14 protein-coding genes are annotated in these 14655 nt (G+C 56.5%); 8 read left to right on the top strand and 6 right to left on the bottom strand.

All coding sequences use genetic code 11. The features are described from left to right. Window positions 1–8 precede the first annotated feature (8 nt). On the bottom strand, window positions 9–1013 hold the full coding sequence (locus EDC26_RS10115; RefSeq protein ID WP_165930986.1) for an ABC transporter substrate-binding protein: 1005 nt from the start codon (window positions 1011–1013) through the stop codon (window positions 9–11). A 25-nt stretch (window positions 1014–1038) separates the two neighbouring features. Next, window positions 1039–1971, bottom strand: coding sequence for an ABC transporter ATP-binding protein (locus tag EDC26_RS10110; RefSeq protein WP_132582138.1), 933 nt, complete (start codon window positions 1969–1971; stop codon window positions 1039–1041). 68 nt (window positions 1972–2039) lie between these two features. Here EDC26_RS10110 and EDC26_RS10105 point away from each other — a divergent pair, with 68 nt between their 5' ends. The 5 genes from EDC26_RS10105 to clsB all read left to right on the top strand — a co-directional run bounded on the left by EDC26_RS10105 (window position 2040) and on the right by clsB (window position 7187). Next, entirely contained in the window at window positions 2040–2465 is a 426-nt protein-coding gene (locus tag EDC26_RS10105) for an FmdB family zinc ribbon protein (protein ID WP_132582136.1), read from the top strand. 6 nt (window positions 2466–2471) lie between these two features. Further along, window positions 2472–3161 carry a DUF502 domain-containing protein gene (locus EDC26_RS10100; protein WP_132582134.1) on the top strand — a complete coding sequence of 230 codons (690 nt, stop codon included), beginning with the start codon at window positions 2472–2474 and terminating at the stop codon, window positions 3159–3161. Window positions 3162–3193: 32 nt separating this feature from the next. Beyond that, window positions 3194–4978 (top strand): aspartate--tRNA ligase, encoded by a 1785-nt coding sequence (aspS, locus tag EDC26_RS10095; RefSeq protein WP_132582132.1) that lies wholly within the window; start codon window positions 3194–3196, stop codon window positions 4976–4978. Between the two features lie 95 nt (window positions 4979–5073). Continuing rightward, a complete protein-coding gene (locus tag EDC26_RS10090; protein WP_132582130.1) occupies window positions 5074–5934 on the top strand; it encodes an endonuclease/exonuclease/phosphatase family protein in 861 nt (286 codons plus the stop codon). Window positions 5935–5939: 5 nt separating this feature from the next. Further along, window positions 5940–7187 (top strand): cardiolipin synthase ClsB, encoded by a 1248-nt coding sequence (clsB, locus tag EDC26_RS10085; protein WP_132582128.1) that lies wholly within the window; start codon window positions 5940–5942, stop codon window positions 7185–7187. Between the two features lie 160 nt (window positions 7188–7347). Here the strand turns inward: clsB and EDC26_RS10080 are convergent, their stop codons facing one another. Together EDC26_RS10080 and EDC26_RS10075 are read right to left on the bottom strand one after the other, a co-directional pair. Then, window positions 7348–8331, bottom strand: a complete 984-nt coding sequence (locus EDC26_RS10080; protein ID WP_132582126.1) for a tripartite tricarboxylate transporter substrate binding protein — start codon at window positions 8329–8331, stop codon at window positions 7348–7350. Between the two features lie 11 nt (window positions 8332–8342). Continuing rightward, on the bottom strand, window positions 8343–9176 hold the full coding sequence (locus EDC26_RS10075) for an amidohydrolase family protein (protein ID WP_243700865.1): 834 nt from the start codon (window positions 9174–9176) through the stop codon (window positions 8343–8345). Between the two features lie 109 nt (window positions 9177–9285). On the opposite strand from EDC26_RS10075, the gene EDC26_RS10070 reads away from it, so the two are divergent. Then, window positions 9286–10143 (top strand): LysR family transcriptional regulator, encoded by an 858-nt coding sequence (locus EDC26_RS10070; RefSeq protein WP_341802614.1) that lies wholly within the window; start codon window positions 9286–9288, stop codon window positions 10141–10143. 262 nt (window positions 10144–10405) lie between these two features. Further along, entirely contained in the window at window positions 10406–11236 is an 831-nt protein-coding gene (locus EDC26_RS10065; RefSeq protein WP_132582122.1) for a class II glutamine amidotransferase, read from the top strand. Window positions 11237–11268: 32 nt separating this feature from the next. On the opposite strand, the gene EDC26_RS10060 is transcribed toward EDC26_RS10065, so the two are convergent. Continuing rightward, complete coding sequence (locus EDC26_RS10060; protein ID WP_207915096.1) at window positions 11269–11589, bottom strand: helix-turn-helix domain-containing protein; 321 nt, start codon at window positions 11587–11589, stop codon at window positions 11269–11271. Further along, on the bottom strand, window positions 11543–11980 hold the full coding sequence (locus EDC26_RS20585; RefSeq protein ID WP_132582118.1) for a type II toxin-antitoxin system RelE/ParE family toxin: 438 nt from the start codon (window positions 11978–11980) through the stop codon (window positions 11543–11545). Before EDC26_RS20585 ends, EDC26_RS10060 begins: the two co-directional genes overlap by 47 nt. Window positions 11981–12204: 224 nt before the next feature. On the opposite strand from EDC26_RS20585, the gene EDC26_RS10050 reads away from it, so the two are divergent. Then, window positions 12205–14646 (top strand): 3-hydroxyacyl-CoA dehydrogenase/enoyl-CoA hydratase family protein, encoded by a 2442-nt coding sequence (locus EDC26_RS10050; RefSeq protein ID WP_132582116.1) that lies wholly within the window; start codon window positions 12205–12207, stop codon window positions 14644–14646. Window positions 14647–14655 lie beyond the last annotated feature (9 nt).

Raw genomic sequence — 14655 nt, 5'->3', positions numbered from 1 at the left:
GGGGCGAGTTACGCCTTGATGTGCAGCTTGTCCCATAGAAATGATTCTATCGGCGGCGCTTTCTTGATGACGCCCAGCTCCTCGGACAAGTCGTAAAACTTGTTGATTGCCATGGCGTGCTCTTTGGTGAAGTCCCCCGGGACATCGGAGACATTGCCGAACCACCACTCAAAGAAGGCCGGATCCAGGCCGCTTTTCTGCGAGACCGAATTAAATACCTCCGTTCTGTTGCTCAACGCGTACTTAATGGACGCATCGAACATCCTGATAAATTCCAGATAGGCATCGGGATCGGCTTTTAGCTTTTCAGGATATGAAACATTAACGGCGCTGACGAATCGCACTTTGAACATCTCGATGTTGTCTCTTGCGGTTTCGGCTATGGTTCGATATTCCCCGGAACGGATGGCCCTGTATGCCTGGCTGTGAATCAGGGTTGCCGCGTCTACGCTTGCCCTGGAGAGCGCAGCGGGCAAATTCGAGGCGGGAATTTGCAGTTGTTTCAAATCGCCGCCTTGCAGGTTGGTGTTGATGCCATATTTCTTTTGGAGCGCTATTCTGACTTGCGTGTAGCCCGTGGATTTCAGGCTGTAGGAGCCCAGTATTTTTCCCTTCAATTCCTTCGGGCTGTGAAGCGGGCTATCTTTCTTGACCCAGATTCCCCCGCCCAAACCGCCCTTTGACTGCTGCAAGGCGGTGTTCAGCAGGCGTAATTCCAGGCCCCTGGACGCGGCTGCGGGCAAGCCGATAACCGCCGTCATGATGACGTCGTATTGCTTCGAGGATGTGGCTTGCAGTAATTGCGGGATAGCCAGCCCTTTAGTCTCGATGTCAATTAAATCCGATTTGACCTTGCCGTTGTTGATGGCCCACGTCACCGCGTCATAGGCGGGATCCAGCAAGTAAGCATAAGAAATCTTCTTGCGTGCGGGGGCGGCGTAGCCTGGCCTGGCCACCGTCATCAGGCTTGGAAATGCGATCAATGCCATTTTTAACAGGCTGCGTCTTTTCATCTGTAGCTCCTTTCTAAGCGGATAGTCACGTTTTGCTGTCCGACTCGATAGAGTTGAACATCTGAAGCAATCGGTTGCGATGCAAAGCCAGCGCAGGCAGGCCCAGGCTTCGAGGTCTGGCATCCGGCAGGGGAATATTTTCTTTGACTATCGTCGGTTTCTTCGTCAGCAAAATGATCCGGTCCGCCAGTTGCACGGCCTCGTCAATATCGTGCGTAACAAACACAATCGTTTTTCCTGTTTTTTGCCATATTTGTTCTATCTCCACCCGCATTCTTTCCCTGGTGGTCGGATCCAGGGCAGAGAACGGCTCGTCCATGAAAATGATTTCGGGATCGACGGCAAGGGCTCTGGCGATCGCAACGCGCTGCCGTTCGCCGCCGGAGAGTATGGAGGGATATTTCTTCACCTCTTTCGATAGCCCAACCAGGGCGAGCAGGTCCAGCGCTTTTTGCTCTCTGGCGCTCTTGTTTCCCGGGCCCAGGCGCAGTTCTATTCCCAGGAGGACATTTTCCATGGCATTGCGCCACGAAACCAGCCGGGGCGATTGGAAGACGTATGCAATCTTGGACCAGGCTATGGAAGGATCCAGCCCCATGATTTGCACGGTTCCGGAGGTGATGGGCAATAATCCCCCCATCACTCTGAGGCTGGTCGATTTTCCGCAGCCCGATGGCCCCAGCAGGCAAACGAACTCTCCTTTGTTTACTTCAAAGCTCAGGCGATCGTATATTTTCTGCCCGCCGAGTTCCACCACGACATCTTGAAAGTTAATAACAACTTCTTTTGTCTCTATTGTCATAGGCGTTTTTTTATGTCTTGTGCGCGGGCTCGGCAATCCGGTTTTTAATGCACGAGCATAGCCAGTCTTGTCATTCAGTCGGTCCAATCTTAAATTATTCGCCCCGGAAGTAAAAGGAAATTCTCGCCACCGCCATATCCCTCTTGCCTCGGCCATCCGCACTCCAGAGCAAAAACGGCTAAAATCGTGTGCTTACTTAGTTGGTTTTTCAGGGATTTGTTGTCGTGCCTATTTATGCTTATAAATGCAGCGCCTGCGGACATGAACAGGACGTGCTGCAGAAAATGTCGGATCCGCGGTTAACGGTGTGTCCTCAGTGTGGTCAAAGCACCTATGTCAAGCAAGTTACCGCAGCGGGATTTCAATTGAAGGGTTCGGGCTGGTATGTGACCGATTTCCGCGGCAACGGCAGCAAGCCCGACACAGGCCATACACACTCGACCAACGGCCATAGCTCTTCGTCCACGGGGGCTCATGATGGGGCGTCCGCTTCGACGCCTGCTTCGACTAATGGCGGCGCAAGCTCCAACGGTTCGGCAACCAACGGCTCGTCCTCGACGTCCCATACCGAGAACAAGACGGCTGCGCCCAAGACAGCCGCAGCGCCGCCGGCCTCATCGTCATCGGCTGCTGCTGCGCCGAAACACTAGGAATACATGCGTTTCTTCAAGCGATACTTCATTACCGGTTTGCTGATCTGGATTCCGCTGGTCATTACCGTCTGGGTGATCACGCTTTTGATCCGGACGATGGATAGTTTCGTACCGAGCTTCCTGTCGTCGCAATCATTGTTCGGGGTCCGGATTCCCGGGTTTCCTGTCGTCCTTGTGCTGGTGGTGGTGTTGGTCACAGGGCTGTTCGGCGCCAATTTCATAGGCCGTGCCTTTGTTGATCGCTGGGAAAAGCTGCTGGGCCGGATTCCGCTGGTGCGTTCCATCTACAACTCGGTCAAGCAGGTCAGCGATACAGTGCTCGCGCCCAATGGCCAGGCATTTCGCGAAGCCGTGCTGGTGCAATATCCGCGCCAGGGCTCCTGGACCATTGCGTTCCTGACCGGATCGCCCAGCGGCGAGGTGGCGGCTTATCTTCCAGGCCGGCACGTAAGCGTATATGTGCCCACCACACCCAATCCCACCTCGGGCTTTTTTTTGATGATGCCGCGCGAGGATGTGCATGTCCTGGATATGAGCGTGGACGCCGCGCTCAAGTACATCGTGTCCATGGGGGTGGTTGCGCCCGCAGTCGGCAAATTGCTGGAAGGCGGCGACCCGGCCGCGCTCGGCGGGCATACGCATGATGCGGCCGATCATGTGGCGGACACGCCCGATCAGCGGCCCCCAGCCTGAATTCAAGAGTTTTTTACACGGAGTAATTCTTCATGCGTACCTGCTACACCGGCGAGGTTTCTCCAAGCCATTTGGATCAAACGGTCACCTTGTTTGGTTGGGTGCATCGTCGCCGTGACCACGGGGGCGTTATTTTTATCGACTTGCGCGACCGCGCCGGCCTGGCGCAGATTGTGGTTGATCCCGATAACGTCGCCGCTTTCGAAATAGCTGAAAAACTGCGCAACGAGTTCTGCGTACGCGTGACGGGCCTGGTGCGCCGCCGTCCCGAAGGGACGACCAATAGCGAGTTGGCATCGGGTGAAATTGAAGTCCTGTGCCGCGAAATTGAGATCCTCAATCCGTCGGTTACTCCGCCGTTTCAGCTCGATGATGATAATTTGTCGGAAACCACGCGCCTGACGCACCGTGTCCTGGATCTGCGCCGCCCGCAGATGCAGCACAACCTTATGCTGCGCTATCGCGTGTCGATCGAAGTGCGCAAGTATCTTGATGCCTTGGGCTTTATCGACATTGAAACCCCCATGCTTACCAAAAGCACGCCCGAGGGTGCGCGCGATTACCTGGTGCCTTCGCGCGTGAACGCAGGCCAGTTTTTCGCGCTGCCGCAGTCGCCGCAGCTTTTCAAGCAGTTGCTGATGGTGGCGGGCTTCGATCGCTACTATCAGATCACGAAATGTTTTCGCGACGAAGACCTGCGCGCCGATCGTCAGCCGGAATTTACGCAAATCGATTGCGAAACGTCGTTCCTCAACGAAGAGCAGATCCGCGAAATCTTCGAGGGCATGATTCGGCACGTTTTCAGTACTGTCCAAAAAGTGGAATTGCCTGCCGTTTTCCCTATCATGGCCTGGGACGAGGCCATGCGCCGTTATGGTTCGGACAAGCCCGATTTGCGTGTCACGCTCGAGTTCACCGATGTGTCCGATCTTATGCGAGACGTGGACTTCAAGGTGTTTTCGGGCCCTGCCAACGATGCGGCCAGCCGCGTGGTGGCCCTGCGTGTTCCGGGCGGAGCGGCCATGCCGCGCAGCGAAATCGATGCCTACACCAAGTTCGTGGGCATATACGGCGCGAAAGGCCTGGCTTATATCAAGGTGAATGATGCCACCTCCATTCCCGATGGACTGCAGTCGCCCATCGTCAAGAACATCCATGGCCAGGTACTGATTCAGCTGATCGAACGCACGGGCGCGCAAAGTGGTGACCTGATTTTCTTTGGCGCCGACAAGACCAAAGTGGTCAACGACGCTATGGGCGCGTTGCGCGTCAAGATCGGCCACAGTGAATTCGGCAAGAAAGCCGGGCTGTTCGTGCCGGGCTGGAAACCCTTGTGGGTCGTCGACTTCCCCATGTTCGAGTACGACCAGGCGGAAGGCCGTTATTTTGCGGCGCACCATCCGTTCACCAGCCCCAAGGATGGCCACGAAGATTATCTCGAGACCGATCCTGCGCGTGCCTTGGCAAAGGCCTACGATATGGTTCTCAACGGCTGGGAGATCGGTGGCGGTTCGGTGCGTATTCATCGTGCCGATGTGCAGAACAAGGTTTTCCGGGCACTGAATATCGATGCCGACGAGGCGCGCAATAAATTCGGATTCCTGCTCGATGCGCTGCAGTATGGCGCGCCGCCGCATGGCGGGGTGGCCTTCGGTCTGGATCGTCTGGTGACCATGATGGCGGGCGCCGAGTCGATCCGCGACGTAATCGCCTTCCCCAAAACCCAGCGTGCGCAATGCCTGCTGACCCAGGCCCCCTCGGCTGTCGACGAGAAACAACTGCGCGAACTGCATATTCGCCTGCGTACCGCCGAGTGATTCGTGGGGCCTTGGTGTTTTACCGGATCACTTTAAGACAGGAAAAGTGTACGATCGGAGAGGCGCCACCGCACGAAACATCATAAAGGCTGTCTGTGTCCGTACTTCGCATCGTCAGTTACAACATCCATAAAGGCCGGTCAGCAACGGGCAGCCGCGAGTGCCTGCCCGATTTGCGATTAGGCTTGTATGGCCTGCGTCCCGATCTATTGTTTCTGCAAGAGGTTCAGGGGCGCAACGAACGGCACATCAGCCTGGATGCGCAGCATGAATCGCTCGCGGCGGCGCTTCGCATGGATGCTGCATACGGCTGCAATGCCGTTCATCAGAATACCGATCATGGCAATGCCTTGCTGTCGCGCTTTCCCATACTGAGTCACGAAAACCAGGATATCTCCGACCACAAGCTTGAGCAACGCGGGCTTTTGCATGTCAAGGTTCAGGTTGGCGATACCGTCGTTCACTGTCTTGTCGTGCATTTGGGCTTGTTCGCCGGCAGCCGCTCGCGCCAGGTTGCCGCGTTGGTCGAGCGCATCAAGCGTTTGGTGCCGGTCGATGAGCCCGTCCTGATTGCGGGCGATTTTAACGACTGGAACAATCGCCTTGCGCCGTTATTTGTGCAGCAATTGGGGTTGTTCGAAGTGTTTGCGGTGGCGCCCGAAGGGGTTGCTACCGGGCCTGCGAAGCTGCGCAATTCCGTCAGGCGTCTGGGAAAAAGCTTGCGCCGCTTCCCCAAACCCATGGCCTTGCCGCAGTCCGTACGCGAGCTTGGCATGAATGGGGCGGCACGCTTGACCTTGCCGCCGCGTACCTTCCCGGCGGTATTTCCCTGGCTTCGCCTGGACCGCATTTATCAGCGCGGCTTTGCCGTGCGTCACGCCCGTGTGCTCCACGGCTCGCCCTGGAAGCAACTGTCCGATCATGCCCCCTTGTTTGCTGAACTGGAGCTTCCCTGATCCTCATGCCGGTCCTGCGGTCTGCGTCGCACAAGGATTTACATTTGCGCTGGCGCAAGGGCAATCAGCTTGATCTGCTGCAAAACGGCGAGCAGTTTTTTCCGGCTTTGTTCCAGGCAATCGACGCGGCGCAAACGTCGATTCACCTGGAAACCTATATCTTCAATCTGGATCGCACAGGGCTTCGCTTGCTTGATCATCTGCAGCAGGCCTGCGCGCGCGGCGTCAAGGTACGTGTGGTGATTGACGGATATGGCAGCCTGTTGCATGCGCAGACGCTGGCCGAACGGTTTGCCGCGATGGGCGTGCAGCACCGGATATATCGCCCCGAACCCAAGGGTTGGGCGAGACTCTTGCCTAATCCCAGACGTTTGCGGCGCCTGCACCGCAAGGTGGCCGTGACGGACGGCCGTATTGCCTTTGTGGGTGGCATTAATATTCTGGATGATTTCGAGGATGTGCCCGATGACGGCTTGCCGCCTCGACCGCGCTTTGACTTCACGGTGCGTGTGCAAGGCCCGTTGGTGGCCGATATCGTTTCTGCGCAAAGCCAGTTGTGGCTGCGCATGGGCTGGCGCCGTCGTGACGATTGGGAGGGTTTTGCGCGGCGCCTGGCCGATTGGCGCAAATGGCGTCGTGAGCGCCATACAGAGCCATCGTCGGGCATCGACTCGGGATTGCTCGCCACACTGGTGCTGCGCGACAACGTTCGCTATCGGCAGACGATAGAAAATGTCTATGTGCAGGCCATCCGCAGCGCGAAAAACCGCGTTGTCATCGCCAACGCGTACTTCTTCCCTGGACGGCGTTTGCGTCAGTCGCTAGAGGAGGCCGCCGCGCGGGGCGTTCGGGTTTGCCTGCTATTGCAGGGGCGCAGCGAATATCCCATGCAATATCGTGCCGGCCGGTTCATGTATGACAAGCTACTCGACGATGGCATCGAGGTCTACGAATACCAGGCGAGCTACCTGCATGCCAAGGTCGCCGCTATCGACGCGCTTGCCACGGTCGGCTCGTCCAACCTCGACCCCTTTAGCCTGCTGCTGGCGCGCGAGGCCAACGTCTTCGTCGATGACGTCGACTTCTCCAGTCGCCTGGTTGGTGCACTGGATGCGGTCATGCATAACGACGCGCGGCGCGTCACGTCGGCGGGCCTGCAAAAGCGCAGCTTCCTGGGTCGCTGGATCGACGCCGTTTCGTATTTCATGCTGCGTGTGGGTGTGGCATTGACCGGTAAATCGTCGCTGTATTGAAGTGTCGGGGGATGGCAGCCGCAAGGGGTCGCTTGGATTGCCGATATGGCAGCCACAAGGGCTGCCGCTACAAAACCTTGACGTCCGATGCGCTATCGGTCAAACGAACTCCTTCGCTCATGTAGCGGCACCCCTTGTGGGTGCCATTTCCCACATCGCCTCAATCCAGCTGCAAGTGCGCTTCCTTGGCAACCTTTTTCCATTTGGCAATTTCTTCAGTCACAAACGCTCGTAATTGTTCGGGGTTTGACGCCACGACATCGGCGCCCAGCCCTTCGAGTTGCGTTCGCACTTTGGGTTCTTTCAATACCTCGGTAATCGCGGCTGAGACCTTGTTCAGGATGGGCTTGGGTGTTCCTGCCGGTGCAAAAATGGCATTCCACTCATAGGACGAAAATCCCGGCAGGCCGGATTCGGCAATGGTTGGAATAGTGGGCATCAGGCTGGATCTCGTTGTGCCGCCTACGGCCACGGCTCGCAATTTGGCGCTTTTTATGTGCGCCCAGGACGATCCCAGGCTTGCAAACATCAGTGGCACCTGTCCGGCCATGACATCCAACATGGCTGGGCCGCCGCCCTTATAGGGTACGTGCACCAGGTGCGTGCCGGCCATCAGATTGAACAGTTCGCCGGCAAGATGTTGAGCCGAGCCCGGGCCGGCCGATGCAAAGTAGGTGGGATGTTGGCGATCCTTACCCAGTTTGATCAGGTCGGCGACGGATTTAATCTGGCTTTTGGGGTTCACGACCAACACGTTGGGCACTTTGAGCAATAGGGATACGGGCTCAAAGTCCTTTTGCACGTCAAAGCTCATTTTGGATCGCAGCGCCGGATTCTGCGCGAAATTGGAGGCATCCAGCATCAAGGTGTAGCCGTCGGCAGTACTACGTGAGACGAATCCTTCGCCTATCATGCCACCCGCGCCGCCTTTGTTTTCTATCACTACCGTCTGCCCCAGCTTCTTGCCCAGTTCGGGTGCAATCAGTCGGCCCACGACATCTACGGTGCCGCCGGGTGGATAGGTCACGATCAATGTAATGGGTTTGTCGGGATACGCGGCAAACGCCAGGGTAGCCGCGCCGGCGGCGCAGGCGCCCAGTAAATAACGGATAGTCTTCTTCAATGCGATGGAACAAAAAAGCATGATGAGTCTCCTTAAAATTGAAATAACAGGCGAGGGGTGTCCACCAGAATGGCGAACCGATCTTCTTCTTGTGGAATCCAGTCGGCCAGGTGTTGCAATGCGCGATCAAATCCGGCGCTTGCTTCATGTTCGGTATGAGGCCAGTCGCTGCCCCAGACCAAACGCCGCGCCGAAAAAGCCTGTAGCAGACGGTGGGCGACGAGGCTGGACTGAGCGATGGTTTTCTCGGACCAGACGCGGTAAGCCGCTGATAATTTCACCCATACACGCTGGGTTTGCGCAAGGCCGCACAGGTAATCGAGTGTTGACAGATCGATGCCCGATTCATAATCCGGGCGGCCAAAATGATCAATGACGATTTTGCAATCGAAGGCCAGCAATGGCGGCAGTACGTCTGGAAGTTGAGTGACCGGACAATGCACTTCGATATGCCAGTCCAGTTGCCGGGCTTCGGACAGAAACCGGCGCCAGGTCTCGTTTTGGAATCCGGGCAAGTCCTGGCCGAATAAATTCATGCGGGCGCCGACGACTCCTGCATGAGCCATTTCGTGCAGAATGGCCTTGGGCGTCGCGGGGTCGAGCGCTACGACTCCTTTGCACAGTCCCTTGGCCTGGCGCAAGCACCGCAGCAAATGGCGATTGTCGTAGCCGAGGAAGCTGGGCTGCACCAGAACGCCGCCTGCCAGGCCATGATCGTGCAGTAAAGACAGATAGCGTCCCAGTGGTGCCGGATAGTCGGGCGTGTAACGGCGCTGCGCAATCATGGGCAGATCGCGATCGAATACATGGGCATGTGCGTCGATCGCGCCTGGCGGCATATTTCCTGGGAGGGATCTGGCGCTCATGAGCAAGTCTGAGTGGCTGAGAATAGGGGTAATTCTAGGCATTCAGGCCATAATCATCTATTATTTAATCAATATTTATTCATATTTATAAGATATGGAAATTAGCCAATTGCGCGGTTTTCTTGCGATCCTGGACGAAGGTGCCATTGGCCGGGCAGCCCACAAACTGGATATTGCACAGCCGGCGCTGAGCCAGTCGATTTCAAGAATGGAAAAGAGCCTGGGCACCGTGCTTTTCGAGCGATCCAGGCGAGGCGCCAAGCCCACTGCGGCCGCTCTGGTCATGGCGCAAGATATCCGCAACGGCTTGTACTTGCTGGATGAAGCCGCCCACAAGGCTCAACAGGCCCAAACCGGGCTGTCGGGCACATTGCGTATCGGTCTGGTCTCCTCCGCCTTGTTTGAGGTATTGCCCAAGGTGATCGCGATTATTCGTCAATATGCTCCCGGCCTGCAGTTGGTGTTGAAGGAAATGAGTAACGAAGAGCAGGTGTCGGCCTTGGGGGAAGGAGCGCTCGATGTGGGTCTGATGCACTCGCCTGTCGCTGTCAGCGGCCTCATGAATGAGCGTGTGTTGCGCAGAGACAAATTGATTGCGGCCGTACCCAGTGGACTGGCCTTGAAGCTAAAAAAGAAAATTTCCTTGCAGCAAGTGGCCGAGCAGGGTTTGGTCTTGTATCCCAAGGATCAGTTGCCGCATCTATACGCGGGGATAACACAGGCCCTTCGCCAAGCCGGCTACGAGGTCAAAATCAATCAGCATGCCAATCGCACCATGACGGTACTGGCCTGCGTTGCAGGCGGTTGCGGAATCGGTTTATTGCCAAACTGGATTCAAACCATCGATTTTCCGGGCGTCACCTTTTGCCCCATTTCCGACGGCGATGGTTTACCCAGTTTTGATCTGCTTGCCATCTGGTCCGCACGCAGCAAATTCAATCTGACGAAATGGTTTGCGCTGGTGTAGAGGAGCGCCCCCTTTGTGGCTGCCATCGTCTTTCTGTATATACCCTTCTTGCAGAGTGCCGGATACGTGTGGCATTAATGGCCTGTCCCGACTGGCATGACGTTGCGAAAATACATCGGAATAGCTAATAACTAATTGATTGATCAGCGTTTTATGTGATTTGAATATTCCCGTACTAAAATTGTGGCTAATCAGCGCATCGCGTAGTGCTTGGTGCTTACGCCCTTAATGACGCGTTGTTTTGCGTTAAAGACCAAACACTATGTGTCAGTTGTTGGGCATGAGTTGTGCCACTCCCACCGATATCACCTTTTCCTTTACGGGTTTTGCGGCGCGCGGGGGGCAAACTGATCATCATGCCGATGGTTTTGGCGTAGCTTTCTTCGAGAACAAAGCCTGCCGCCTGTTTATCGATAATGCGCCGTCGTGCCGGTCGCCCGTGGCCGAACTCATCAAACGTTATCCCATCAAGTCCAAGAATGTGATTGCGCATATACGCAAGGCAACGCAGGGTTCCATCGAACTGGAGAACTGCCATCCTTTCATGCGTGAGTTATGGGGCCGACACTGGATTTTTGCCCATAATGGCGACCTGAAGGACTATTCGCCCACGCTGGACGGCCAATACCGGCCGGTAGGTGGGACCGATAGCGAAGCCGCGTTCTGTCAGATTTTGCAGGGTTTACGGCGTCGGTTCGGTTACGAAGCGCCTTCGAACGCCCAACTGTTCGACGCAGTTGAATCGCTGACCCGCGAACTCACCCACTACGGGGTGTTCAATTTTCTGATTTCCAATGGCCGCGTGCTATTCGCGCATTGTTCGACCAATTTGCATTACATTGTTCGCAAATGGCCGTTTAACAAGGCGCATTTGCTCGATGCCGACATGACGGTCGATTTTTCGCAGACCAACCGCCAGGGCGATTGCGTAGCGGTGATAGCCACCAAGCCTCTTACCGATAATGAAACCTGGACCCGCCTGGATGCCGGCCAGCTGATCATGTTTGAAAATGGGCTTGCGGCCAGGCAAACGGTTATTCCCATCCCTGAAGCGGTGCAGCGGAAAAATGCCGAGAACCTGGCCTGCGCGTAAGGCTTGCAATGCATCGAGCGGGAATTTGACGATCAGCTCAGGGGAGCAAGGCCATGCTTCTGCACGATACTGAGCAGTTTCAATGCCATTCCGCTAGGTTGTTTGGCGCCTGTTTCCCATTTCTTTATGGTCGATTCGCTGGTATTTAGATAGCGCGCGAAAACGGGTTGGCTGACATGGTTTGCTTCCCGAATATGTTTAATCTGATCTGGAGCCATCACAGTAGGAATGACAAGACAGGACTCGTCGAACTCACGCATAGTTGCTTTGCTGATTGCGTTTGCGTGATACAGCCCGTTGGCTGCGCTATGAATCGCTTCCAACGCCTTGCTTTTGAATATTGGCTTCCTCATCATGACATATCTCGAATAGATCGCCGTTAGATACGGCAATGTTAATGTTGGTTGCGCTTGACCGTTGGTACAAAATAGCCAGCTTTCGGAAATCGGATAGTTCGGATGCTTTGATATTAGCGCTGTCCTGTTTGGCGTATAAATGGACGTAGATCCACAAATGTCCATAATCAGTAAGGACTATTGATCGGTAAAGATTATTCTTCAACCGAATTTTAACTACGCCACCACCCAAATTACCGATGCTGATGCGCTGAGCCTGTCTGATCCTTCGGCATAGCGTGACATCTGAAATCTCGATTTTATTTGCAGCGCGCCTAAACCAGGCCGTTTTGAAAACGCGTGTTGGGGGATCGGTATAAGTAGACAAAAGTATATCACTCAGTGCCATATTTTTAAAATCATGAGGAGTGAATACCTTATGTGAATAAGCGTGCGAATCCAATTGTGGCAAGTACGCCGGATAAAGCTGTCTTCATCACGATGCACACAAGAGCCCGCCTTGATCGGTGCATAATTCCTTTCGGACGCCGCACGTAATACACTGGGGCAGGCGATCATTTTTGTGACAGGGACCTTTATCCTCATGGTCCCTCCGTTTCCTGGAGGCTATCCATGTCTGCACGTTTATCAGCCGTCGAGGCTGCCCTCCCTGGATCGAATTTCTATATACGCAAAGTGGCCGTGTGCGGCGCAGGGGTCATGGGGGCACAGATCGCCGCCCATTGCGTCAATGCTGGCGTGCCGGTGGTGCTGTTCGATTTGTCGGCCAAAGACGGTGATAAAAGCGCCATTGCCAAAAAGGCGATCGCACAGTTGAAGAAGCTGAGCCCGGCGCCGCTGGGTACGCCCGAACTGGGTGATCTGATCACCGCGGCCAATTATGCGGACGACCTGGGCCTCCTGACTCAGTGCGATATCGTCATCGAGGCCATTGCCGAACGCCTGGACTGGAAGCGCGAGCTCTATCATCGATTGGCGCCGGCCATCAAGCCGGGCGCCATTATCGCGAGCAATACGTCGGGCCTGTCGATTACCTCCTTGTCGCAAGCCTTGCCCGAGCCGCTTCGTCATCGCTTTTGCGGGGTGCATTTTTTCAATCCGCCGCGCTACATGAACCTGGTCGAGCTGATTCCCACCGCCGACACCGACTCCGTGTTGCTGGACCAGTTGGAGACCTTTCTGGTGGCGCAATTGGGCAAAGGCGTGGTGCGCGCCCGGGATACTCCCAACTTTGTGGGCAATCGCATAGGCGTATTCGGTATTTTGTCGGTGTTTGCGCAGGCCGACAGGTTCGGCTTGCCGTACGAGTTGGTCGATGAGCTCACTGGTACGCGTTTGGGGCGCGCCAAGTCGGGCACGTTTCGTACGGCCGATGTCGTCGGCCTGGATACGCTGGCGCATGTGGTGCGCACCATGCAGGATCAGTTAACGGACGATCCGTTCCATGCTCATTTCAAGGTGCCGCCGGTGGTGGCGGCCTTGATCGAAAAGGGCGCTTTGGGGCAAAAGACGGGTGCGGGTTTCTATCGCAAGCAAGGCAAAGCCATTTTGCGGATCGACCCCGCCACTCAGGAATATATTCCGGCCGACGCCAAAATCGACGAGGGTGTTGCCGCTATATTGGCCGAACACGATGCTGCCAAGCGGTTAAAGGCGTTGCGCGAGTCCGCGCACCCGCAGGCTCAGTTTGTGTGGGCCGTGCTGCGCGACGGCTTTCATTACAGCGCGGTCCACTTGGCCGATATTGCCGATACGGCGCGGCAAGTGGACCAGGCCATGGCCTGGGGGTTTGGCCATGCATTGGGGCCCTTCGAAATCTGGCAGGCTGCCGGCTGGCAGCAAGTGGCCGGCTGGATAGCCGACGACATCAAGGCCGGGAAGGCCCTGTCCAGCACACCTTTGCCCGCCTGGGTGGGCAGCGGCCCGGTATGGGAGGCGCAGGGTGTGCAGACGGCCGCCGGCTCATGGAATCCCCGTACGCAGAAGTTCGAACCGCGTAGCGCATTGCCGGTGTATCAACGGCAGATCGGCGCCCCGCGTCAGGTGGGGGAACCCAGCACCTTGCATGAAACCGTGGTTTTCGAAAACGAAGCCATCAAGTGCTGGACTTTGCCCGCGCCGCATCCACGAGATGTGTTGATCTTGTCGTTCAAAACCAAAATGCATACGCTCAGTCCCGACGTGGTGCGCGGCATTGCTCATGCGGTCGATCTGGCCGAAGCGTCATTCAAGGCCCTGGTGATAGGCCAGCTCAGCGAACCGTTCTCCGCAGGGGCGGACCTGAAAGCCATGATGCCCGCTTTTGCGGCGGGCGGCGTGGCGGCCGTCGAGCCCATAGAGCGCGAGATGCAGGAAATGGTTTTGCGTCTGCGCTATGCCCAGGTGCCGGTAGTGGCGGCCTTGGCGGGCATGGCGCTGGGCGGCGGGTGCGAGCTTTCTGTGCACTGCGCCAAGCGGGTCGCGCATTTCGAAACCTATATCGGTCTGGTCGAGGTCGGCATAGGCGTGATTCCCGGCGCCGGCGGCATGTCGTATTGCGCGCGCCGTGCCGCGCAGTTGCAGGCTGAAGGGGCGCCCGATGCGCCCCTGTTGGCCTATCTTAAGAAATTCGCCCTGGCCGTGGCCAGCGCGCAGGTGTCGAAATCGGCGCTCGATGCGCGCCACATAGGTTATTTGCTGCCTTCCGATACGGTGGTCATGAATCGCTACGAACTATTGTATGTGGCGGTGCGCGAAGCGTGGGCTCTGGCCGAGTCGGGCTGGCGCCCCCCCATGGCGCAAACCTTTCCTGTGGCGGGGCGCGATGGCGCCGCTACCTTGAAGGCCCAGCTGCTCAATATGAAAGTAGGCGGGTTTATTTCCGATTACGACTTCGTGGTGGCCGAGAAAGTGGCGCATGTGATATGCGGCGGCGACGTTGACCCCGGGTCGATGGTCGATGAGGCGTGGATGCTGGCGCTTGAGCGCGAAGCATTCCTGGGCCTGCTCGGCAATCCGAAAACCCAGGAGCGGATCGCCGGTATATTGAAAACAGGCAAGCCTGTTCGAAATTAAGGAGCTGGA

This window comes from Paralcaligenes ureilyticus (genome assembly GCF_004346225.1).
GTDB classification, from domain to species: domain Bacteria; phylum Pseudomonadota; class Gammaproteobacteria; order Burkholderiales; family Burkholderiaceae_B; genus Paralcaligenes; species Paralcaligenes ureilyticus.
The sequence above is the reverse complement of the archived record's forward strand: the minus strand, read 5'-3'. Positions and strand labels throughout refer to the sequence as shown.